Origin of the sequence: Methylobacterium gnaphalii, from assembly GCF_007992215.1 — a bacterium.
GTDB classification, from domain to species: domain Bacteria; phylum Pseudomonadota; class Alphaproteobacteria; order Rhizobiales; family Beijerinckiaceae; genus Methylobacterium; species Methylobacterium gnaphalii.
Map to the genome: position 1 here is coordinate 62,733 of NZ_BJZV01000009.1, position 21,991 is coordinate 84,723.

Below are 21,991 nucleotides of genomic sequence, written 5' to 3' on the forward strand. Positions count from 1 at the left end.
CGCGATGGCGGCTTTCGGAGCCTCAGTCGGGATTCGCCTCACCCGCCCGGCCTCTGCCTGACCCTCCGTTGTATCAGGCTCCGACCTATCGCGTTCCCGCCAACCCCACCAATTGCCACTTCCACATCAACTGCCGAGGCGCTCTTCTCCAATCGGCGCCGCGGAGAATAATCCAGCGAAGGTCCTGGCTCGTCGCGCACGACAACAACGGCTGTAGCAGCGTCGATGTCAGCTTTTCGAGTTTGTACCGGCGCGCCCGATACTCCAGCGGAGGCCCTCAACGAAAAAGTCCCGCCGTTAGGCAGGACTTTCATGTCGTACTATGCGGAGCCGACTTACGCCGGCCCCACAATTCGAGGGCGCTTACGAGCAGCCCGTCGTGCCTCCACAGGTGTCGCATTTCAGGCAAGTGCCGTTGCGGACCAGCGTGAAGTTCGCGCATTCGGGGCAGGCTTCGCCGACATAGCCCTTCATCTTCGCCTCGGCGCGGCGGTCGGCGACCGTGCGCTCGGGTTTGGCGAAGGGGAGGGTATCCGCGATCGTTTCGGCATGGCCTGCCTGGACTGGCTCCGCCTTCAGCGCCGTCGCGCCGCGGGTGGCGTGGACCACGGCGCCGGCCGGTGACGAGGCGCTGGCAGCGCCGACGCCTGTGGCTGCACCGCCCGGGCCGCCCTGGATCAGGGTGAGCCGGTCGGCCGAGCCGCGCAGCAGGCCGCGGGAAACCACGCTGGAGGCCACAGGGCCTGGCTTGCCCGCATCGCGAGTGGTGTCGCCCTCGCCGCCGCCGAGCACGGTCGAGCCGATGTCCGATGGGTTGACGTGGGCGAGGTCGGTGCGGCCGAGATACGAGATGGCGAGTTCGCGGAAGACGTAGTCGAGCAGCGAGGTCGCGTTCTTGATCGCGTCGTTGCCCTGCACGAAGCCCGACGGGTCGAACCGGGTGAAGGTGAAGGCCTCGACATACTCCTCCAGCGGCACGCCGTATTGGAGGCCGAGCGAGATCGCGATGGCGAAGTTGTTCATCAGGCTTCGGAAGGCAGCGCCCTCCTTGTGCATGTCGATGAAGATCTCGCCGAGGCGGCCGTCGTCGTATTCGCCGGTGCGCAGATAGACCTTGTGGCCGCCAACCACCGCCTTCTGGGTGTAGCCCTTGCGGCGGTCGGGCATCTTCTCACGCGAGCGGATGTGCTCGACGCGCTCGATCACTCGCTCGACGATCTTCTCGGAGATCGCGGCGGCCTTGGCCGCGGCCGGGGCCTGAATCACGGCCTCGATGGCGTCGTCCTCATCCTCCTCGTCGGCAATCAGCGCGGCGTTGAGGGGCTGCGAAAGCTTGGAGCCGTCGCGGTAGAGCGCATTGGCCTTGAGCGCGAGCGTCCAGGACAGGCGGTAGGCCGCCTTGCAATCCTCGACGGTAGCGTCATTCGGCATGTTGATGGTCTTGGAGATCGCGCCCGAGATGAAGGGCTGTGCAGCCGCCATCATGCGGATGTGGCTCTCGACCGAGAGATAACGCTTGCCGGTACGGCCGCACGGGTTGGCGCAGTCGAACACCGCGTAATGCTCAGGCTTGAGGAAGGGCGCGCCCTCCAGCGTCATCGCCCCGCAGACGTGGATGTTGGCGGCCTCGATCTCCTTCTTCGAGAAGCCGAGGAAGGGCAGCAGTTCGAAGGTCGGGTCCGCGAGCTTCTCGGCGGGCACCTTGAGGGTGTCCTTCAGGAAGTCGTCGCCGAGCGTCCAGCGGTTGAACACGAACTTGATATCGAAGGCCGACTTCAGGCCCTTCTCCACCGCGGCGATCTTCTCGTCGGTGAAGCCGCGGGCCCGCAGGCTCGCCGGGTTGATGGCCGGCGCCTGGCCCAAGGAGCCGTGGCCGACAGCGTAGGCCTCGATCTCGGCGATCTCGCTCTCACGGTAGCCGAGCGCCCGCAGGGCATCGGGGGCCGCCTGGTTGATGATCTTGAAGTAGCCGCCGCCAGCGAGCTTCTTGAACTTCACTAGGGCGAAGTCGGGCTCGATGCCGGTGGTGTCGCAATCCATGACGAGGCCGATCGTACCGGTCGGCGCGATGACGGTGGCCTGGGCGTTGCGGTAGCCGTGGGTCTCGCCGAGTTCGAGCGCGCGGTCCCAGGCGGCCTTGGCATGAGCGCCGAGATCGTCTTGCGGGATGTTGGCGTGGTCGAGCGGCACCGGGGCGATCGAGAGGAACTCGTAGCCCGTGGCCTCGCCATGGGCCGCGCGGCGGTGGTTGCGGATCACCCGCAGCATCGCATCGGCATTGTCCTCATAGGCGGCGAAGGGGCCGAGTTCGGACGCCATTTCGGCGGAGGTCGCGTAGCTCACGCCGGTCATGATCGCTGTGAGCGCGCCAGCCAACGCGCGGCCTTCCTTCGAGTCGTAGGGCAGGCCCATGGTCATCAGCAGGCCGCCGATATTGGCGTAGCCGAGACCGAGTGTGCGGTAGCGGTAGGAGAGCTCGGCGATCTCCTTCGAGGGGAACTGCGCCATCATCACCGAGATCTCGAGCACCACCGTCCAGAGGCGGTTGAGGTGCTCGAAGGCCTCGACGTCGAAGCGCCTGGTGGCGCGGTCGTACATCGTCAGCAGGTTGGCCGAGGCCAGGTTGCAGGCGGTGTCGTCGAGGAACATGTATTCCGAGCACGGGTTCGAGGCCCGGATCCGGCCGCCCTGCGGGCAGGTGTGCCAGTCGTTCATCGTGGTGTTGAAGTGCAGGCCCGGATCGGCCGAGGCCCAGGCGGCCTCACCGATCTTCTCCCAGAGGTCGCGGGCCTTCAGGGTCTTGGCGACCTTGCCGGAGGTGCGCGAGGTCAGGTGCCAGTCGCCGTCGGCATCCACCGCGCGCAGGAAGTCGTCGGTGAGCGAGACCGAGTTGTTGGAGTTCTGGCCGGCGACCGTCAGGTAGGCTTCGGAATCCCAGTCGGTGTCGTAGACGGGGAATTCGAGCTTGGTGAAGCCCTGCTTGGCGAACTGGATGACGCGCTTGACGTAGGCATCCGGCACCATCGCCTTGCGGGCAGCCTTGATCTCGCGCTTGAGGGCCGGGTTGCGCTCCGCGTCGTAGCAGGCATCGCCCTCGGCCTCGCACTGGGTGCAGGCCTTCATCACGGCGGTGAGGTGCTTCGAGACGACCTTGGAGCCGGTGACGAGGGCGGCGACCTTCTGCTCCTCCTTCACCTTCCAGTCGATGAAAGCCTCGATGTCGGGGTGGTCGATGTCGACGATCACCATCTTGGCGGCGCGGCGCGTGGTGCCGCCCGACTTGATCGCCCCGGCAGCCCGGTCGCCGATCTTGAGGAAGCTCATCAGGCCGGACGACTTGCCGCCGCCGCCGAGCTTCTCGTTCTCGCCGCGCAGCATCGAGAAGTTGGAGCCGGTGCCCGAGCCGTACTTGAACAGGCGCGCCTCACGGACCCAGAGGTCCATGATGCCGCCCTCGTTCACGAGGTCGTCCTGGACGCCCTGGATGAAGCAGGCATGCGGCTGCGGGTGCTCGTAGGAGGAGGTCGAGCGGGTCAGCTCACCGGTCTTCCAATCGCAGTAGAAGTGGCCCTGGCCGGGGCCGTCGATGCCGTAGGCCCAGTGCAGGCCGGTATTGAACCATTGCGGCGAGTTCGGCGCGACCATCTGCTTGGCGAGCATGTAGCGAAGCTCGTCCATGAAGGCCGAGGCGTCCTCCTCGGAGGTGAAATAGCCGCCCTTCCAGCCCCAGTAGGTCCAGCAGCCGGCGAGGCGATCGAAGACCTGCTGGGACGAGACCTCGGAGCCGAACCGCTGATCCTCCGGAAGCTCGGCGAGCGCCTTCTCGTCGGGCACCGAGCGCCACAGGAAGGAGGGAACATCGTTCTCCTCGACCTTCTTCAGGCGCGCGGGCACGCCGGCCTTGCGGAAATACTTCTGCGCCAGCACGTCGGCGGCAACCTGGCTCCAGCTCTCGGGCACGGAGATGCCGTCGAGGCGGAAGACGATCGAGCCATCCGGATTGCGGATCTCGCTCACCGCCTCGCGAAACGCGATCGCAGCGTAAGGGGACTGACCCGCCGTGGTGTAGCGACGCTCAAACCGCATGAAACATCTCTCCATCGAGACACGAGGTCTCGGCCCGCGCCGAACGCAGGTCTTCGATCAGAAAATGGGGCGACCGCTCCCGACGGAACTCACGCTCGCGAGCGGGTCCGATAAACCCACATCGACCGTCCGAAGCAGTGCACGAAGAGTAACGCTGGCCGCGCTCTCACGTCAACAACTGGTAGCGGCCGACTCCGGATCCTCTAGATCTTGTGTTTCTGGACGGCTTCCTGTGGATAAGTCCGGTCCGGCCCTAAGTGCGCTTGCCGCCCCATAAAAATCGCCCGGGAATTTTTTGCCTCCACAGGATCGGATGTGGAAACGTGGCCGGAGGCTGCGCACCACCCTTCGCGAGGCGCCCGAACGTGGCCCGAAAGCGACAGTCGGAGGGTGCTGGACTTCGCGGGGCCCTCTCAGCATAAGAGCGGCGGCTTCCATGCCCTCCGTTCGGTGGCCGTATCCGGCAACCCTGCGGCCGCGGCGTCGTTCAAAAGCGCTCAAGCGAGAGCAACCATGGCCCTCAAGGACACGCTCCTGCGGATCTTCACCTGGTGGAACGGCCAGACCGTCTCGCTGGCGCTCCTGACCGCGCGCAGCGGTCAGTTCGTCGGAGCGGACGAATTCGGCAACCGGTACTACAAGGCCCTCGGCCCCTTGATCGACCGCTCGGTCGGGCCGGAGCGGCGCTGGGTTGTCTATAACGGCTACGCGGACGCCTCGCGCGTGCCGCCCGGCTGGCGCGCCTGGCTCTGCCACAATGGCGACCTGCCCCCGAGCGAGGAGGACTATCAGCCTCGCGAGTGGCAGAAGCCCCACCTCGAGAACCAGACCGGCACCGCGGCAGCCTACCGGCCGAAGGGCTCGCAGCTCTCCTGGGGCTCGCGACCGGCTGCGACCGGGGATTACGTGCCGTGGACACCGGGCGAGTAGGCAAGAGCGCCTCCTGCTGAGCCGCCCTTTTTCCACCAAGCTTCCCGTGTCTACACCGCGCCATGCCGGCGCAGCTCCGGCCACACGCCCAGCACTGTCTTGAGAGGGGCGCGCCTTGAGCCGCAGAACTGCACGTCTTGTCTCCTCGATAGCCCTCGCGGCGGCGCTCGGCCTCGCTGCGGGTCCTGCCTCGGCCGACAAGATCAAGAACCCCACCGCGGTCTTCTCCGGCCTCGACAAGATCACGGGCCGGATCGTGTCCTTCGAGGTGGCCGTCGACGAGACCGTGCAGTTCGGTGCCCTGCAGCTGACGCCCCGCGTCTGCTACTCGCGTCCGCCCACCGAGACGCCGAAGACCACGACCTTCCTCGAGGTCGACGAGGTCACCCTCGACAACAAGTACCGGCGCATCTTCACCGGCTGGATGTTCGCCTCCAGCCCCGGCCTGCACGCGATCGAACATCCGATCTATGATGTCTGGCTCGTCGATTGTAAGGGCGGCACCGACGTGATCGCCGAGGTGAAGGAGCAGGAGGACACGCCTGCGCTCGCCTCTCGCGCCGACAAGAAGAAGCGCGATCGCGGCAACGATCCGACCAAGGCGACGGCTCAGATCAACCAGCAGGGCCAGGTCGACGTCGAGGGTCCGCGCGGCGTGCCGGTTCAGCCGAAGCAGAAGCCATCGCGCAAATTCTTCCCGACGAACGAGGGGCCGACCGCCGCCGCGCAGCGTCCGTCCCAGCCGCGGGAACCGGAGAATTTCTTCGACCGCCTGTTCCGGTAGCCGGCTAGGCGGCGATGCGCTGGCGGGAGGTCATGAACGGACCGACCGGCGCCTGCTCGGCCGCGAATGTCGCGAAGCCGATCGGTTTCGGCAGGTTCAGATAGATCGCTTCCATCCCGCCCGAGCGGCGATAGGCTTCGTGCCAGAAACCCGAGCCGGCGGGGTCCCTGCCGAAGTCCCGCCACCAGGTCTTGTGCGGTTCCGAGCGGGTGAACGCCTCCAGGCTCTCGAAGTCGCGCCAGTACTGGCGCATGCCGATGTGGTTGAGGCCGTAGATCACGGTCTCATGGCATAGAAGCCCATCGGGTTTCACCCGGTCGATCCGGTTCAGTCCCTTGCCGATGCCGAGCAGCGCCTTCAGGCCGCGCCAGGTCGTTACCCGAAACCCGAGATAGACCACGACGAGATCGGGATAGCCCGAGGGGTCGACGGAGATACGCGGCGTTTGCCCTGCCGTCGCCGTGCTTTTCCCTTGCATGGCCGAGCCTCCTGCTGACACTGTAAACATACGCGGGATGATTACAGTGTCAACATCAGCCAATCGATCAGCCAGCTACCACCATGGCGACCTGCGCGAGGCCCTCGTCGTGGCTGGCCTCGCGATCCTGGAGGAGGGGGGTGATCCGAAGGCGCTGTCCTTGCGGGAGGCGACCCGTCGGGCCGGCGTCTCCGCCATGGCGCCCTACCGGCATTTCGCGGACAAGGACGCTCTGCTTGCCGCGGTCGCGACCATCGGCTTCCAGCGGCTTCGGGAGGCCCTTCTCGCGGCGGATGGGCAGGGAGGCGGCATCATGGCTCTTCGAGAGCAGGGCGTGGCCTACGTCGCCTTCGCCTGCGCCAACCCGGCGCTGTTTCGGCTGATGTTCGGCTCGGCCACCGCCAAGGACGACGCCATGGTTGCGGCGTCAAACGCGTCCTACGCGGTCATGGAGGAGCGGGTGCGCAGCCTCGTCCCGGCAGACAGGGTTGAGGACTGGGCTCTGCATTGCTGGGCGACGGCGCATGGCCTGGCTGCACTCGCCGTCGACGGACAGTTCGACGATACCGCCGAGACCATTGAGGCCATGACTCGCCGCGTGATGAGCCTCGGCGCGGTGCCCGCGGTCTGCTGAGCGATCAGGCCTCCGCAGAGGCCAGGGCCGCCAGCACCTCTCCTCCGCCGACGGCGCGATCGCGCGGCCAGACGTTCCAGTTCGCGTCCTGCGCCACGGCCTCGTTGAGCCGCCGCTTGTAGACGTTGCGGGGGATCTCGGCGGCGCCGAACTGGCTGAGGTGATCGGTCAGGAATTGCGTGTCGGCGAGGCGATAGCCACCGGCGCGGAGCCGCGCGACGAGATGGACGAGGGCCACCTTCGAGGCATCGCGGGCCTCGTGGAACATGCTCTCGCCGAAGAAGGCCGCGCCGAGCGAGACGCCGTAGAGGCCACCGACCAGCCGGCCCTCGGCATAGACCTCGATCGTGTGGCAGCGGCCGGCATCGAACAGGGCCCCGTAGAGCTCACGGATGCGGCGATTGATCCAGGTCCGACTAGAATCGCGCCGCGGCGCCGCGCACCCATCGATCACCGCGTCGAAGTCGCGGTCGCTCACCACCTCGAACACGTCAGAGCGGACGGTGCGGGCGAGACGGCGCGGGACGTGGAAGCGGTCGAGCGGCAGCACCCCGCGGGCGCGAGGCTCGACCCAATAGATCGTCGGATCGTCGGCATCCTCCGCCATGGGAAAGATGCCGGCGGCATAAGCCTTCAGCAGGACGTCCGGCGTGATCTCGACGGGGATCCGATCGTGCATCCCATCTTGTCGCGCGCCGGTCGCGCGAGCGCCAGTGCCCTTACACGCCGTCGAGGCCGCCACGCTCGAGGAAATGCTCGAGCCAGTGGATGTCGTAGAGGCCGTTCTGCACGTCCGCGTTGCGTACCAGCGTGCGGAACAGCGGCAGCGTGGTGTCGACGCCGTCGACCACGAACTCGTCCAGCGCCCGGCGCAGCCGCATCAGGCACTCGTTGCGGGTGCGGCCGTGCACGATGAGCTTGCCAATCAGCGAGTCGTAGTTCGGCGGGATGCGGTAGCCCTGGAACACGGCCGAATCGACGCGCACGCCGAGGCCGCCCGGCGGATGGAAATAGGTGATCAGGCCGGGGGAGGGCCGGAAGGTCGAGGGGTGCTCGGCATTGATCCGGCACTCGATGGCGTGGCCATTCACGTGGATGTCCGACTGCGTCACCGAGAGCGGGTTGCCGGCCGCCACACGGATCTGCTCGTTCACGAGGTCGATGCCGGTGATCATCTCCGTGACGGGATGCTCGACCTGGATGCGGGTGTTCATCTCGATGAAGTAGAAGCGCCCGTCCTCGTAGAGGAACTCGATGGTGCCGGCGCCGAGATAGCCGAGCTCCTCCATCGCCCTGGCGCAGATGCCGCCAATCTCGGCGCGCATCTCGGCGTTGAGCGCCGGCGAGCCGCCCTCTTCCCAGACTTTCTGGTGGCGGCGCTGCAGCGAGCAGTCGCGCTCGGCCAGATGCACCGCATTGCCCCGGCCGTCGCCGAGAACCTGCACCTCGATGTGGCGCGGCTTCTCCAGGTACTTTTCGAGATAGACCGCATCGTCGCCGAAGGCGGCCTTGGCCTCGGTGCGGGCCATGGAGAGCGCCGCTTCGAGATCGGCCTCGGTACGAGCCACTTTCATGCCGCGCCCGCCGCCGCCGGAGGCCGCCTTCACGAGCACAGGGTAGCCGATCTCGGCCGCGACCTTCTTCGCCTCGTCGGTATCGGTGACGCCGCCTTCGGAGCCCGGCACGCAGGGGATGCCGAGGCGCTTGGCCGTGCGCTTGGCCTCGATCTTGTCGCCCATCACACGGATGTGCTCGGCCTTGGGGCCGATGAAGCCGATATTGTGGTGGGCGAGAACCTCGGCGAAGCGGGCGTTCTCCGAGAGGAAGCCGTAGCCGGGATGGACCGCGTCCGCCCCGGTGATCTCGCAGGCCGCGATGATCGAGGGAATGTTGAGGTAACTGTCGCGCGCGGCCGGCGGGCCGATGCAGACGCTCTCGTCGGCGAGCCGCACATGCATCGCGTCGGCATCCGCCGTGGAGTGGACCGCCACGGTGGCGATGCCGAGTTCCTTCGCCGCCCGCAGGATGCGCAGTGCGATCTCGCCGCGATTGGCGATCAGGATCTTGTCGAACATTTTTTCCGACTTACTCGATCACCATGAGGGCTTCGCCGAATTCCACCGGCGTGCCGTCCTCGACGAAGATCGCGGTGACAGTGCCGGCGCGCGGGGCGACGATCTCGTTGAAGGTCTTCATCGCCTCGACGAGCAGCACCTTGTCGCCCGCCGCCACCTTGGAGCCGACCTCGACGAAAGGCTTCGCCTCGGGGGAGGGGCGCAGATAGGCGGTGCCGACCATGGGCGAGGGAACAGCGCCGGGATGGGCTCCACCCTTGGCCGGCGCCGCCGGCGTACCGGGCGCCGAGGCCGAGGCGATGGCGGCGGGAGCCGGCGCGGCTGCCGCGACAGGAGCCGCAGCCGGGGCCACCTGCACCGCGATCTGCTCGATCTTGCGGGCGACGCGGATGCGCAGGTCGCCCTTCTCGACCTCGATCTCGGTCAGGTCGGTCTCGGCGACCATACGCGCGAGTTCGCGTACGAGGTCCGGATCGAAGGGTTCGTTCTTGGCCATCGCCTGCCGTCTTATGCGTCGGGGGAGGGGGACTGCCGTCCCCGAAGAAGATGCACGAGGGCGTCGAGCCCCGCGCGATAGCTATAGGCGCCGAAGCCGCAGACCACCCCGGCACAGACCGGCGCGATCAGCGAGACGTGGCGGAATTCCTCGCGGGCATGCACGTTCGAGAGGTGGATCTCGACGGCCGTGACCTTGGACCCTGCGATCGCGTCGCGCAGCGCGATCGAGCTGTGCGTATAGGCGGCCGCGTTTATCAGCACGCCGGCCCCCGCCTCGCCCGCCTCCTGCACGAAGCCGACGAGTTCGCCCTCGTGGTTCGTCTGCCGGAAGGTCAGGGAAACGCCGAGCTCACCGGCCCGCACCACGCAATCCCGCTCGATCTCGGCGAGCGTGACACTGCCGTAGATCCCCGGCTCGCGGCGACCGAGCAGGTTGAGGTTCGGCCCGTTGAGGACGTGGATGGCGAGCATGGACCCCTAGGGCTGCGGCGGCCGGGCGTGCCCGGCCGTGACGATGCCGGTCTTAGACGACCGGCGAAGGCTGCGACAAGGGGCCACGCAGTCGAGGCCCACCGCCCGATCCGCCGAGATCAGCAGCTCGCGTGGCCGCACTGGCGAACGTCGGCGATGGTCTTCTTCATCGGATCGACGCCGACGGCGCCGGGCAGGATCTCGTCGCCGATGATGAAGGCGGGCGTGCCGGAGAGGCTGAGCTTGTCGCCGAGCCCCATATTCTCGGTGAGCGCAGCCTTCACCTCGGGACCGGCTGCGTCCTTCTTCAGGCGCTCGATGTCGAGGCCGAATTCCTTGGCGACGGCCAGCGCGCGCTCGCCGTTGACGCGGCCCTTGCTCTCGAGAAGCTTCACGTGGAAGTCGAACATCTTCTCGGGCTTGAGCTGCTGTTTGGCGGCCAGCGCGATCTTGCTGGCTTCCACTGATTCGTTGCCGAGAACCGGGAAATCCTTGAGCACGACCTTCAGCTTCGGGTCGGTCTTCATCAGCGTCTGCACGTCGGACAGTGCCTTGCGGCAGTAACCACAATTGTAGTCGAAGAACTCGACCAGGGTGACATCGCCCTGGAGGTTGCCGGTGACCACGCTGTGCGGCGAGTCGATCAGGGCGGAGCTCGCCTCCTTGAGTGCCGCGGCCTGTGCGAGCTTCTGCGTCTCCTGGGCGCGGCGCTCGCCCTCGGCGACGGCTTCCTGAAGCACCTCGGGGTTCTTGACGAGGTAGTCCTTCACGATCGCCTCGATCGCCTTGCGCTGCGCGTCGTTGAAGACCGGCGCGTCCTCGGCCGAGACGGACGAAACAGCGCTGAAGGCAAGGGCGGCGGCGAGGGCAAGCGCGGAGACGGAGCGGAGCAGGGGCATCGATGTCCTCGAAGAAATCAAGGCGGGCCTCGCAACGGCGGCAAGGCGGCACGCTTCGGGGTCTGCGATAGCGGCGGGGTTAGGCGTTTTCGCGGCGCTGGGTCAAATCGCGGCGCGATCGGTGAGAACGCGCCCGCGGCGTGGAGGGGAAGCCTGCCATGAGCGATGAGGTCGAGCGTCTGCGCAGGATCTGTCTGGCGCTGCCCGAGGCGAGCGAGAAACAGGCCTTCGGCGGCCCGACTTTTCGCGTCGGCGACAGGATTTTCGCGATGCCGCGCAAGGGCGATGGCCGACCTTCGGTCTGGATGAAGGCGCCCCCGCATGCACAGGAAATCCTGATCGGCGCCGATCCCGCACGCTTCTTCGCACCGCCCTATGTCGGCCCGAAGGGCTGGGTCGGGATGCGGCTGGACGACGGCGTAGACTGGGCGGAGGTCGAGGCGCTGGTCACCCGCAGCTACCGGCTGATCGCGCCGAAGCGCCTCGCCGCGAAAGTGCCGCAGGCAAGTGGCGCGAGCTGAATTCCCCTCACCATGCGCCCCGGCCGGGTGGAACGGCGGCGGAACCCGATCCGCGGCCTGGCACGAAGAGCCGCGCAGCGTCCGAAGCTCGGCGCCGTCCATATCGACTCGCTGGGTTTAGGATCATCTCCGCCGGCGTTCCAGGCGGCTGGTGAGAGCGCTTTCATCGTCTCCTCGATCGTTCGAGGCCTTGCCAGCGGCGCCATCTCGCCCGATCGAAGCGCGATGAAGAGCCAACTCGAGCCGATCTCCCGCCGCGCGCAGGCCGTGGCCCCCTTCCTCGCCATGGACGTGATGGCGGCGGCAGCGGCCAAGGCGCGCAGTGGCGCGAGCGTGATCCGGATGGAGGTCGGCCAACCCTCGGCGCCGGCGCCGCGGGCGGTGATCGCGGCGGCGCAGGCTGCGCTCGCCGATGGACGCGTGCCCTACACGGAGGCGCTCGGCATCCCGGCTTTGCGCGAGCGCATCGCTCGGCACTATGCCGAGACCTACGGCGTCGCGGTTCCGCCGGAGCGCGTCGTCGTCACGACGGGCTCGTCGGCCGGCTTCATCCTCGCCTTTCTCTCCCTGTTCGATGCGGGCGCGCGGGTCGGTGTGCCGCAGCCCGGCTATCCTGCCTATCGCAGCATCCTCACCGCCCTCGATCTCGTGCCGGTGCCGATGGCGCTTCAGCGAGCCGATCGCTTCGCGCCGACGAGCGCCCTCATCCGCGACGCCCATGGACAGGGCGGGCTCGACGGCGTGCTGGTGATGAGCCCGGCCAATCCGTCAGGCACGGTGATCGAGCCGGCTCGCCTCGCCGAACTCTGCGCGACGGCGAAGGCGCTCCGCCTGCCCTTCATCTCGGACGAGATCTATCACGGCCTCAGCTACGGCGTGCCGACGGCGACCGCGCTGCAGTTCGAACCGGACGCGGTGATCATCAACTCGTTCTCGAAGTTCTACTGCATGACCGGCTGGCGCATCGGCTGGATGGTGGTGCCCGAGGCCCTGGTGCGCCCGATCGAGCGGCTGGCACAGAACCTCTACATCTCGGCGCCCTACCTGTCGCAGGTGGCCGCGCTCGCCGCCTTCGACACCCTCGACGAGATCGGCGCAATCCGCGACGGCTATGCCGAAAATCGCACGATCCTGCTCGACGCGCTGCCGGGCCTCGGACTCGGCGAGACGCATCCCGTGGACGGTGCCTTCTACCTCTACGCGGATGTCGGGCGGCTCACGAATGACGCCACCGCGTTCTGCCGCAGGATGCTGGACGAGGCGGGCGTGGCGGCCACGCCCGGGCTCGATTTCGATCCCGTCGAAGGTCACCATCACGTCCGCTTCTCGTTCGCGGGATCGCGAGAGGAGTGCGTCGAAGCCGTGAAGCGGCTGCGAGCCTGGCTCGGCTGACGCCTCGGCTCAGGCAGCGCGCAAGGTCGCGGACGATCCCGAGAGACGGACCGCCTCGGCGCAGGCAGCCTCGAAGCCCTGGAACGCGGTCGTGGCGACGCTCCAGTCCTGGAACTTCACGCGTTCGACCATGAGCTTGGCCTGACGTTCGGCCTCGCCCAGGACGTTGCGAAGGGCGCTGTCGAGGCCTGCTTCCGCCGCCGCATCGGCGCCTGGACGCTGCGCCACGGAGAGATCAGCCGGCGACAGCCCGACGAGGACGGAGGCCATGCCACGCTTCCAGGCCGCGATATCGGCAGGCAGCCGAGCCCGCAGGATGGGGCACTTATCCTCTGCATCGACGTCGAGCAGGGCGCGGCTGGTGGTTTCCAGGCCGACGAGGCGGGTGATCGCCGAGGAGATCTCGGTGCGTGCCTTCGCGGTACCGGCGGCGATGCGCTCGACGCTCGACGAGATCTCGCCGGTCGCCTGCTGCTGCTGGTTCATGACGTCGGCGATCGCCCGCATCTCGGCAGCGGCCTCGGCGACGGCACCACTCTCGGCCTCGACGCGGAGGTTGGCGCGCTGGACGGCGCCGGCACCGGCCGCGACGGCCTCACGGGTATGGGTGACGGTGTCGCGCATGGCAGCGAGCTCACCGCGCAGGCCGTCGAGCCGCGTGCGGATCTCTTCCGTCGCCTTGGCGGTTTGGCCAGACAGAGCCTTGACCTCGCCAGCGACCACCGCGAAGCCGCGGCCGGCCTCACCCGCGCGGGCCGCCTCGATGGTGGCATTGAGGGCGAGCAAGTTGGTCTGAGCCGAGATCCCGGCAATGGCGCTCGCCATCTCTTCGATCTGGGTCGCGGCGCGCTCGAAGGCGGCGAGACAACCGGCGATCTTGCCGGCATGGGTTTCAATGGCGCTCATGCGGGCGCCAGCCTGGGCGATGTCGCCGGCACAATCGGCGATGCCGGTGCGGGCGCGCTCCGCGGTGGCCGCGGCGTTCTGCGAGCGACTGGCGATCTCGACAGTCGAGACAGCAACCTCCTCGCTCGCCGCAGCGATGGTGCGGGCTTGGTCGGCAATCTGCGCGGCGTCGTGGGTCAGCCAGCCGATCGCCATGCCCGCCTCGGAAGCATCGGCTGCCATGCCGGCCTGGCGGGCCAGGAGATCAAGGTCAATCTTGGGGGCAACCGGTTCGGCGGCGGGAGCCGGCACCGAGGCGCGCTCCTCGGCCGGGGCAGATACAGGATTGGCCGCAGCATCCGTGATAAGGCGAGGCTTGCGGAAGCGTCCGAGCATGATGATGGCTTCTCCCATCGGCCGGACAGGACCGGCTCGACGACGTCCATCGTTAGTCCTCAGATGCAAATCCGAGGTTAACGCAGGCCCGGACAAGCTAAAAACCAATATTGGTCCAATGCTGCGCTGCAAGATGCAACACCGACTGCAGCCAGCTCCAATAACATAAAGTTATTTTTGCGAATGCGCTCTAGGCCATCTCGACGACAGTGTTCGCGAGCCTCCTGCTGCATCCGCAACCACAGGGCACAACCAGACATTCGCGACGCACGGATTGCAACGCAGAGACGCCGAGCCGATGGGTCGGCTCGGCGTCTTCATGTCCGCGCAGAATGAAGGCTTCGTCGGCGAATGGCTTCGCCGATCGACGATTACTCGCCGGTCAGGGCCGCCTTGGTGCGCGACCACCAGCCGGCGCGCTTGGGCCGGTTGGGATCGACCGGCGTCAAGGCCACGGCGACGGGCTCGGGCAGGGGCTGCGGTGCAGGTGCCGGCTCCGGAGCGGTTTCCGCGACCGGGGCGGACTCCACGGGGAGATCGACGGCGTCCTGAACCGCGGCCTCGGCCTTCGTGGGCGGCTCGGCGCCGTCCGGACCGGTCTCCCGGGCTGCTTCGGTAGCCACGGCGATCACTGTCTCGGCGCTGACCGGCTCCTCGGTGAAGGCGACCGCCTCACCGGTTTCGCGCTCGTCGGAGGCGCTCTCATCATCCCGCTCGGAACGGCCACGGCCACCGCGCTCGCGACCGCGACCACCACGGCGACCCCGGCGGCGACGGCGCGCGCCCTCACCCTCACCCTCGCTCTCACTGTCCCCATCGGAGACGGTCTCTTCGCCCTCGGCACCGGCCGTGAGCTCGGAACCCTCTTCGGCGACGGCCTCGGCATCCTCGGAGGCCTCGCCGGACTCGTCACCCTCGTCGTCTGCGCGGGCGCGATCGTTCTCCGAGCCTCCCCGGCCACCACGCCGACGGCGACGGCGGCGGCGGCGGCGGCCGTTCTCGTCGCTGGACTCGCCACCGGCCTCGCGGCTCTCGGCACCGTCCTTCGCCTCGGTCTCGGCGTCGCCCTCGGCGTCCTCCGTGACCTCGTCCTCGATCTCGTCCTCATCGACCTCGTAGGTCGGCGAGATGGCGACGGCGCGCACGCCGGTGATCGGGGCTGCCGACTTCACGGCGAGATCGCCGCGATCGAGCTGGAACGGCGAGCTCGCCGGAAGCCGATCGTCGGCGGCGACCGTAACGGTGACGCCGAAGCGCGTTTCCAGTTCGTAGAGATGCGCGCGCTTCTGGTTGAGGATGTAGAGGCAGGCCTCGGTGCGCGTGCGCAGCACGAGGTTATGGCTGCTGCTCTTGACGAGCGCCTCCTCGATCGAGCGCAGAATGTGCAGCGCCACGGACGAGGCCGCGCGCACCATTCCCGAGCCGCCGCAATGGGCGCAAGGGATCGACGAGGATTCGAGCACGCCGGTGCGGATGCGCTGGCGGCTCATCTCGAGCAGGCCGAAGGGCGAGATCCGGCCGACCTGGATGCGGGCGCGATCGTTCTTCAGCGCCTCGTTGAGGCGCTTCTCGACGGCGCGGTTGTTGCGCTTCTCCTCCATGTCGATGAAGTCGATCACAACGAGGCCGGCGAGATCGCGCAGGCGAACCTGGCGGGCGACCTCGTCGGCCGCCTCGAGGTTCGTCTTGAGCGCAGTGTCCTCGATATCGTGCTCGCGGGTGGCGCGTCCCGAATTCACGTCCACCGAGACCAGGGCCTCGGTTGGGTTGATGACGAGGTAACCGCCCGACTTCAGCGTGACGTGGGTCGAGAACATCGCGTCAAGCTGCTGCTCGATCCCGTATCGGGCGAAGAGCGGTATCGTGTCGGAATAGGGCTTCACGACCTTGGAGGAGCCGGGCATCAGCATCCGCATGAAGTCCTTGGCCTCGCGATAGGCCTCGGGACCCGCGACGAGCACCTCTTCGAGTTCCTTGTTGTAGAGGTCGCGGATCGCCCGCTTGATCAGCGAGCCCTCCTCGTAGACCAGCGCAGGAGCGGTGGAGGACAGCGTCAGCTCGCGCACGCTCTCCCACAGGCGCATCAGGTACTCGAAGTCGCGCTTGATCTCGGGCTTGGTGCGCGAGGCTCCGGCCGTGCGCAGGATGATGCCCATCCCCTCCGGCACATCGAGATCGGCCACGACCTCCTTGAGGCGCTTGCGGTCTGCGGCCGAGGTGATCTTGCGGGAGATACCGCCGCCACGACCGGTATTGGGCATCAGCACCGAGTAGCGGCCGGCGAGCGACAGATAGGTGGTGAGCGCTGCGCCCTTGGTGCCGCGCTCTTCCTTGACGACCTGGACCAGGATGATCTGGCGGCGCTTGATCACCTCCTGGATCTTGTAGTGGCGGCGGTAGGCGCGGGGACGCTCAGGGAGCTCGGCCATCGCATCGCCGGCGCCGCCGACCTGGGCGACGCGGGCCTCGCCGTCCTCGTCGTCGGAATCCTCGTCGGATTCATCATCCTCATCGTCGTCGGACTCTTCGTCGGACTCGTCCTCTTCCTCCTCGTCGTCGTCGTCGTCCGACTCCTCGTCTTCGTCGGAGGTGTGCTCGTCAGAGGAGACCGGCGCATCGGCGGTCTCGACCGCGGGCTCGGCCTCGTCCACGGGGGCGGGATGGGGCGCCTCTGAGATCGCCGCGACCTCGGAGGGCTCAGGCGTCGTCTCGGCGGCCGGAGCGTCGGCCGAGGCCTCTTCCCCACGGGTGCTGGGATCGAGCACTGCCGCCGGCAGGTCCGACACAGCCTCGGCCGACACCGCCTCATCGGCCGGCTCGGTGGGATCGTCGGACATCGTCTCGGCCGCCGCTGCGGCCTCGGCCGTGCGCTCCTCGGCGGAGGGGGCCTGATCGTCCTCGGCGCTCACCGACTCGTCGGGCTTGGCGGAGGCGGCCTCGGCGCGGTGCCCACGATGACGGCGGCCCCGCGAGCGGCGCTCCTCGCGCTCGTGGTGCTCTTCCTCTTCCTGCTTCTCCGCCTCGATCAGGGCGAGGCGGTCGGCCACCGGGATCTGGTAGTAGTCTGGATGGATCTCGCTGAAGGCGAGGAAGCCGTGACGGTTGCCGCCATACTCGACGAAGGCGGCCTGGAGCGACGGCTCCACCCGGGTCACTTTGGCGAGATAGATATTGCCGCGCAGAGGTTTGCGACTGGCGGACTCGAAGTCGAATTCCTCGACCCTAGAACCGTGGACCGTGACGACCCGGGTCTCCTCCGGATGCGTCGCATCGATGAGCATCTTGTTGGTGTTGGCCATGACGAACTTTCGACATGGCGGCCGACGGAACACTCCTTGGACCTTGCCGTCCCGGTGGCGCCTTCCCCGGCCGCTGGGCCGAGACTAGGAAGGCGCGAACCGGGCTCGTCGCCGAGACCTGCGGGCTCTGGGGCGAGGGGCTGCGGGAAAGGGGATTGCCGTCAACCGCCGCACGGCGCCGACGAGCGGCGCACCGGGGGTTGAACATGGCCGGCGGGAGAGAGGAGAAATCACGACGCAACAGGCGTGCGCGGGGAGCACGAGCAACGGCAACCGATGCTGTGTGTCCTCCCATCCCTTCCGGCCTCACGAAGCTTGATGACCGGTCATGCCGGCCGCATGTCACTCGAAACAGGTGCGGCGAGAGAAAAGCTCGTCGCGCTTGCCGACTCCGATCCAGCCTCGAAACATGTCCGAAGATCACACGAGGAGCCGGCTGCGACAGCGCACGAGGGGGCTTCCGCGTCCGAAGGCTGCAACAGTGACCATCGGGACCGGATGGGGTCAGTTTCATTAGCGTTCGTTACGGGCTTTTGGCAAGAGTCCGCTGCGACAACTTGGTTATTCCAACAGATCGCGGGGCCGGATAACGCAAGCTCGTCTTTCGTGTTTCTGTCACTGCGAAGCAACGCTTGGTTGCATCGAGAGGCCCGAGCGGAAAGATACGATTAACCACGCTCGTCCTATGTCCTAGAGGAAAGGCCCCGGGAACCCGACGCCTGCCGATGCCGCTACGCGCCCGCCCCGTTTCGACCGTCCTGCTCGCGCTGGCCCTCGCTGTCAGCGCGCCGGCGCGCGCGCAGGACAACGACAAGGCCCGCATGAGCGCGGTGGCGATCGCCGCGGAACTCGTCGCGCAGGGGGGCGCCACCACCCTGACCCTCGTCCTGTCCAAGCCGGTGGAGGCCCGCGCCTTCGTGATGGAGCGGCCGGACCGGGCGGTGATCGATTTGCCCGAGGTGAACTTTCAGATCGCATCCGAGGCCGGCACCCGGCGGGAGGGCGTCGTCACCTCCTACCGCTACGGCCTGTTCGCGCCGGGCCGCTCGCGCATCGTCGTCGACCTCGCCGGACCGGCGTTGGTCGATGGAGTCGAGACGAAGACGCGGCGCGACGGCGCAACGCTGCTCTCGATCACCTTCCGGCGCACCGAGCGCGATGCCTTCCGCAAGGCGGCGGTGGCAAGCGATCCCGCGCCGTCCCTGCGCAAGGCGCCGCCGGTCGAGGCCGTCGACAGCCGCCCGCTCGTCGTCGTCGATGCGGGCCATGGCGGCACCGATCCCGGCGCCATCGCCAAGACCGGCGTTCAGGAGAAGGACATCGTCTTCGGCTTCGCGACCTCGCTGGCCGAGCGCCTGCGGTCGTCCGGCCGCTACCGCGTGACCATGACCCGCGACCGCGACGTGTTCGTGCCTCTGGGCGAGCGCGTCCGCGTCGCCCGCGAGGCCAAGGCCGATCTGTTCATCTCGATCCACGCGGATTCGATCTCGGCGGCGCCGCAAGTGAAGGGCGCCACGATCTATACGGGCTCCGAGAAGGCAACCGACACCGAGTCTGCCCGGCTCGCTGAGCGCGAGAACAAGGCCGATGCCGCCGCCGGCACCGACTCGGCGACCGGCCCGGCCGACGTCAGCGACATTCTGCAGGAGCTGACGTTGCGCGAGACGCGCGGCTTCTCCTCCAGCTTCGCGCATCGCCTGATGGGCCAGCTCTCACCGGTGATGGAGATGAGCTCGAAGCCGCATCGCGAGGCCGGCTTCGTGGTGCTGCGCTCGCCCGACGTGCCCTCGGTCCTGGTCGAACTCGGCTACCTGTCGAGCAAAAGCGACCTGGAGAAGCTGCAATCCGAGGAATGGCGCACAGACGTCACCGGCTCGATGGCCAAGGCCGTCGACCTGTTCTTCGCCGGCCGCGCCACCTCCGCACAGCCGATCGGCGCACCGCCGAGCACCACGGGTTCGGTGCCGTTCGGCCTTGGGACGCGCGGCGCACGGATGCCGCGGCAGCGCTGAGAGCCGTCACGCCCGCCGCAGTTTCACCATAGAACCAGTGTCGATACGGGGCCGAACGAGCCCGGTCGGGCCGAGGCCGCCTGAACGGCTCGCGACCGCGCCGACGCCACAGCCTTTCGAGGCCGCATCGTCCTGACGCCGCCCCCCTGGGACCGTCGGCGGGCGGCCAAGCGACGGAACGGACATCCGGATGCGATTCATCCTGCGGCTCTTCGGGATCCTGTTCTCGGCCGGCACCGTGCTGTTCCTGGTCGCGGCCGTGGTCGGAGCGTTCTTCTACTGGAAGTACAGCCAGGACCTGCCGGACCACGCCGCGCTCGCCAATTACGAGCCGCCGGTGATGACCCGCGTCCATGCCGCGGACGGCTCGATGCTGGCGGAATACGCCCACGAGCGCCGTCTCTACCTGCCGATCCAGGCGATGCCGAAGATCCTCGTCGCAGCCTTTCTCTCGGCCGAGGACAAGAACTTCTACAAGCATGGCGGCATCGATCCCGAGGGCATCGTGCGCGCCTTCGTGACCAATGCGTCCTCGGGTAAAAAGCAGGGCGCCTCGACGATCACGCAGCAGGTCGCCAAGAACTTCCTGCTCTCAGCTGAGCAGACCTACGACCGCAAGATTAAGGAAGCGCTGATCGCCCTCCGGATCGAGTCGACCTACTCGAAGGACAAGATCCTCGAGCTCTATCTCAACGAGATCTTCCTCGGCACCATCGTGCCCGGCCGCAACCTGCACGGCGTCGCTGCGGCCTCGCTCGACTATTTCGGCAAGTCGGTTCACGAACTGACCATCAACGAGGCGGCCTACCTCGCCGCCCTGCCGAAGGGCCCGAACAACTACCACCCCTATCGCCGCACCCAGCAGGCGCTGGCGCGCCGCAACGAGATCATCGGTCTGATGGCCCAGAACGGGTACATCACCGCTCAGGAAGCCGACGAGGCCAAGAAGCGGCCGCTCGGCGTCAACCCGCGCGTCGCCTTCCCGAACGCGGCCGTGTCGAACTACTTCACCGAAGAAGTCCGCCGCGAGATCGCAGAGCGCTACGGCGAGACCAAGCTCTACGAGGGCGGACTCTCGGTGCGCGCTACCGTCGACCCGAAGATGCAGGCCTGGGCGCGCAAAGCCCTGGTGGACGGCCTCGTGCGCTACGACCAGGCGCATGGCTGGCGCGGCGCCACCCACAAGGTCGATCTGACCGGTCGGGACTGGGGCCTTGCGGTCTCCGAGGTGCCGCTGCTCAACGACATCGCCCCCTGGCGCGTCGCCGTAGTGCTCAGCACCCAGGGCGGCAACGCCCAGATCGGCCTTCAGCCGAAGCGCGAGCCCGGTGGCGTCGTCAGCAAGGACCGCGAGACCGGCATCATCAGTGCCGAAGGCGTGAAATGGACGGGCCGCAGCGTCGCCGCGGCGCTCAGCCCGGGCGACATCGTCTATGTCGAGGCCATCGAAGGTGGCCAGGGCCGTTTCCGTCTGCGCCAGAAGCCTGAGATCTCAGGCGCCATCGTTGCGATGGACCCCTATACGGGCCGCGTGCACGCCATGGTCGGCGGCTTCTCTTACGACGATTCCGAGTTCAACCGCGCCACCCAGGCGATGCGCCAGCCGGGCTCGTCCTTCAAGCCGATCGTCTACTCGGCGGCGCTGGACAACGGCTACACACCCTCCTCGATCGTGCAGGATTCGCCGATCACCATCGAGGCCGGCCCCGGCCAGGAGGCCTGGACGCCCTCGAACTACGACGGCAAGTCCGGCGGTCCGCATACGCTGCGCTACGGTATCGAGCACTCGAAGAACCTGATGACCGTGCGGCTCGCCAAGGACATCGGCATGCCGCTGATCGCGGAATATGCCCGCCGCTTCGGCGTCTACGACGACCTGCTGCCCGTGCTGCCAATGTCGCTCGGCGCCGGCGAGACCACGGTCATGCGCATGGTCACGGCCTACTCGATGCTCGCCAATGGCGGGCGCCGCATCCGGCCGACCTTGATCGACCGCATCCAGGACCGCACCGGCGAGACCATCTACAAGCACGACAACCGCAAGTGCCTCGGCTGTGAGGCCGAGAAATGGTCGGGCCAGGACGAGCCGAAGCTCGTCGACGAATCCGAGCAGGTGCTCGACCCGCTGACCGCCTACCAGATGGTCTCGATCATGGAGGGGGTGGTCCAGCGCGGCACCGCGACGATCCTGAAGCAGATCGGCAAGCCACTCGCTGGCAAGACGGGTACCACGAACGACGCCAAGGACGCCTGGTTCGTCGGCTTCTCGCCGGATCTCGCCGTCGGCGTCTATCTCGGCTTCGACAAGCCGCGCTCGCTCGGCGACCGCGCCACGGGTGGCGGCCTCGCCGCGCCGATCGCCCTCGACTTCCTGAAGGTCGCCCTCAAGGACAAGCCGCCGACCCCTTTCCGGGTGCCGCCGGGCATCAAGTTGATCCGCGTCGCGGCGGGCTCTGGCGCTCGCGCTGGAGCAGGCGACGGCGCGGGCACCATCCTAGAGGCCTTCAAGCCGGGCACCGCACCTCCGGACGCGTATGTCGCTCGACCCGACGCCCCGACTGCGGTGCCCGATGGAGCCGGTGCCGCTGTGCAGACAGGCGGAGTCTACTGAGCTACGCCGGCAAATCGCCG

At 67.6% G+C, this 21,991-nt stretch carries 16 protein-coding genes; 7 read left to right on the forward strand and 9 right to left on the reverse strand.

Annotated elements, in window-relative coordinates; genetic code table 11:
- Positions 1-363: 363 nt before the first annotated feature.
- Positions 364-4,086 carry a vitamin B12-dependent ribonucleotide reductase gene (locus MGN01_RS10185; RefSeq protein ID WP_147046498.1) on the reverse strand — a complete coding sequence of 1,241 codons (3,723 nt, stop codon included), beginning with the start codon at positions 4,084-4,086 and terminating at the stop codon, positions 364-366.
- 513 nt (positions 4,087-4,599) lie between these two features.
- Here MGN01_RS10185 and MGN01_RS10190 point away from each other — a divergent pair.
- Both MGN01_RS10190 and MGN01_RS10195 read left to right on the forward strand, forming a co-directional pair.
- The gene (locus tag MGN01_RS10190; RefSeq protein ID WP_147046499.1) at positions 4,600-5,016 is read left to right on the forward strand and encodes an NADH:ubiquinone oxidoreductase subunit NDUFA12; all 417 of its coding nucleotides are present in this window, start codon (positions 4,600-4,602) and stop codon (positions 5,014-5,016) included.
- Between the two features lie 115 nt (positions 5,017-5,131).
- Positions 5,132-5,800: a DUF2155 domain-containing protein gene (locus MGN01_RS10195; RefSeq protein ID WP_147046500.1), complete on the forward strand. Its 669-nt coding sequence runs from the start codon at positions 5,132-5,134 to the stop codon at positions 5,798-5,800.
- Between the two features lie 4 nt (positions 5,801-5,804).
- On the opposite strand, the gene MGN01_RS10200 is transcribed toward MGN01_RS10195, so the two are convergent.
- Positions 5,805-6,278 carry a monooxygenase family protein gene (locus MGN01_RS10200; RefSeq protein ID WP_147046501.1) on the reverse strand — a complete coding sequence of 158 codons (474 nt, stop codon included), beginning with the start codon at positions 6,276-6,278 and terminating at the stop codon, positions 5,805-5,807.
- Between the two features lie 37 nt (positions 6,279-6,315).
- Between MGN01_RS10200 and MGN01_RS10205 the strand changes: the two genes are divergently transcribed.
- Positions 6,316-6,912 carry a TetR/AcrR family transcriptional regulator gene (locus MGN01_RS10205; protein WP_147046502.1) on the forward strand — a complete coding sequence of 199 codons (597 nt, stop codon included), beginning with the start codon at positions 6,316-6,318 and terminating at the stop codon, positions 6,910-6,912.
- A gap of 4 nt (positions 6,913-6,916) precedes the next feature.
- On the opposite strand, the gene aat is transcribed toward MGN01_RS10205, so the two are convergent.
- The 5 genes from aat to MGN01_RS10230 all read right to left on the reverse strand — a co-directional run bounded on the left by aat (position 6,917) and on the right by MGN01_RS10230 (position 10,855).
- On the reverse strand, positions 6,917-7,591 hold the full coding sequence (aat, locus tag MGN01_RS10210) for a leucyl/phenylalanyl-tRNA--protein transferase (RefSeq protein ID WP_147046503.1): 675 nt from the start codon (positions 7,589-7,591) through the stop codon (positions 6,917-6,919).
- Positions 7,592-7,631: 40 nt separating this feature from the next.
- Complete coding sequence (gene accC, locus MGN01_RS10215) at positions 7,632-8,987, reverse strand: acetyl-CoA carboxylase biotin carboxylase subunit (RefSeq protein ID WP_147046504.1); 1,356 nt, start codon at positions 8,985-8,987, stop codon at positions 7,632-7,634.
- 10 nt (positions 8,988-8,997) lie between these two features.
- Positions 8,998-9,483 (reverse strand): acetyl-CoA carboxylase biotin carboxyl carrier protein, encoded by a 486-nt coding sequence (gene accB, locus MGN01_RS10220; RefSeq protein WP_147046505.1) that lies wholly within the window; start codon positions 9,481-9,483, stop codon positions 8,998-9,000.
- 11 nt (positions 9,484-9,494) lie between these two features.
- Positions 9,495-9,956 carry a type II 3-dehydroquinate dehydratase gene (aroQ, locus tag MGN01_RS10225; RefSeq protein ID WP_147046506.1) on the reverse strand — a complete coding sequence of 154 codons (462 nt, stop codon included), beginning with the start codon at positions 9,954-9,956 and terminating at the stop codon, positions 9,495-9,497.
- Positions 9,957-10,075: 119 nt separating this feature from the next.
- Positions 10,076-10,855: a DsbA family protein gene (locus tag MGN01_RS10230; protein WP_147046507.1), complete on the reverse strand. Its 780-nt coding sequence runs from the start codon at positions 10,853-10,855 to the stop codon at positions 10,076-10,078.
- A 158-nt stretch (positions 10,856-11,013) separates the two neighbouring features.
- Between MGN01_RS10230 and MGN01_RS10235 the strand changes: the two genes are divergently transcribed.
- Both MGN01_RS10235 and MGN01_RS10240 read left to right on the forward strand, forming a co-directional pair.
- Positions 11,014-11,376, forward strand: a complete 363-nt coding sequence (locus MGN01_RS10235) for an MmcQ/YjbR family DNA-binding protein (protein WP_147046508.1) — start codon at positions 11,014-11,016, stop codon at positions 11,374-11,376.
- A gap of 225 nt (positions 11,377-11,601) precedes the next feature.
- Entirely contained in the window at positions 11,602-12,768 is a 1,167-nt protein-coding gene (locus MGN01_RS10240) for a pyridoxal phosphate-dependent aminotransferase (protein ID WP_147046509.1), read from the forward strand.
- 9 nt (positions 12,769-12,777) lie between these two features.
- On the opposite strand, the gene MGN01_RS10245 is transcribed toward MGN01_RS10240, so the two are convergent.
- Positions 12,778-14,049: a methyl-accepting chemotaxis protein gene (locus MGN01_RS10245; RefSeq protein WP_147046510.1), complete on the reverse strand. Its 1,272-nt coding sequence runs from the start codon at positions 14,047-14,049 to the stop codon at positions 12,778-12,780.
- Between the two features lie 371 nt (positions 14,050-14,420).
- Positions 14,421-17,348: an Rne/Rng family ribonuclease gene (locus MGN01_RS10250; RefSeq protein WP_147046511.1), complete on the reverse strand. Its 2,928-nt coding sequence runs from the start codon at positions 17,346-17,348 to the stop codon at positions 14,421-14,423.
- A 725-nt stretch (positions 17,349-18,073) separates the two neighbouring features.
- On the opposite strand from MGN01_RS10250, the gene MGN01_RS10255 reads away from it, so the two are divergent.
- Positions 18,074-19,360, forward strand: coding sequence for an N-acetylmuramoyl-L-alanine amidase (locus tag MGN01_RS10255; protein WP_147046512.1), 1,287 nt, complete (start codon positions 18,074-18,076; stop codon positions 19,358-19,360).
- Positions 19,361-19,550: 190 nt separating this feature from the next.
- Entirely contained in the window at positions 19,551-21,971 is a 2,421-nt protein-coding gene (locus tag MGN01_RS10260) for a penicillin-binding protein 1A (RefSeq protein WP_147046513.1), read from the forward strand.
- The last annotated feature ends 20 nt before the right edge of the window (positions 21,972-21,991 follow it).

Bases quoted from the DNA above. Each gene is read 5' to 3' on its own strand.
- aat (WP_147046503.1), bottom strand. From the start codon at position 7,591: ATGCACGATCGGATCCCCGTCGAGATCACGCCGGACGTCCTGCTGAAG.
- MGN01_RS10250 (WP_147046511.1), bottom strand. From the start codon at position 17,348: ATGGCCAACACCAACAAGATGCTCATCGATGCGACGCATCCGGAGGAG.
- MGN01_RS10200 (WP_147046501.1), bottom strand. From the start codon at position 6,278: ATGCAAGGGAAAAGCACGGCGACGGCAGGGCAAACGCCGCGTATCTCC.
- MGN01_RS10245 (WP_147046510.1), bottom strand. From the start codon at position 14,049: ATGCTCGGACGCTTCCGCAAGCCTCGCCTTATCACGGATGCTGCGGCC.
- MGN01_RS10190 (WP_147046499.1), top strand. From the start codon at position 4,600: ATGGCCCTCAAGGACACGCTCCTGCGGATCTTCACCTGGTGGAACGGC.
- MGN01_RS10260 (WP_147046513.1), top strand. From the start codon at position 19,551: ATGCGATTCATCCTGCGGCTCTTCGGGATCCTGTTCTCGGCCGGCACC.
- accB (WP_147046505.1), bottom strand. From the start codon at position 9,483: ATGGCCAAGAACGAACCCTTCGATCCGGACCTCGTACGCGAACTCGCG.
- aroQ (WP_147046506.1), bottom strand. From the start codon at position 9,956: ATGCTCGCCATCCACGTCCTCAACGGGCCGAACCTCAACCTGCTCGGT.
- MGN01_RS10240 (WP_147046509.1), top strand. From the start codon at position 11,602: ATGAAGAGCCAACTCGAGCCGATCTCCCGCCGCGCGCAGGCCGTGGCC.
- MGN01_RS10235 (WP_147046508.1), top strand. From the start codon at position 11,014: ATGAGCGATGAGGTCGAGCGTCTGCGCAGGATCTGTCTGGCGCTGCCC.
- MGN01_RS10255 (WP_147046512.1), top strand. From the start codon at position 18,074: ATGCCGCTACGCGCCCGCCCCGTTTCGACCGTCCTGCTCGCGCTGGCC.
- accC (WP_147046504.1), bottom strand. From the start codon at position 8,987: ATGTTCGACAAGATCCTGATCGCCAATCGCGGCGAGATCGCACTGCGC.
- MGN01_RS10185 (WP_147046498.1), bottom strand. From the start codon at position 4,086: ATGCGGTTTGAGCGTCGCTACACCACGGCGGGTCAGTCCCCTTACGCT.
- MGN01_RS10230 (WP_147046507.1), bottom strand. From the start codon at position 10,855: ATGCCCCTGCTCCGCTCCGTCTCCGCGCTTGCCCTCGCCGCCGCCCTT.
- MGN01_RS10205 (WP_147046502.1), top strand. From the start codon at position 6,316: ATGATTACAGTGTCAACATCAGCCAATCGATCAGCCAGCTACCACCAT.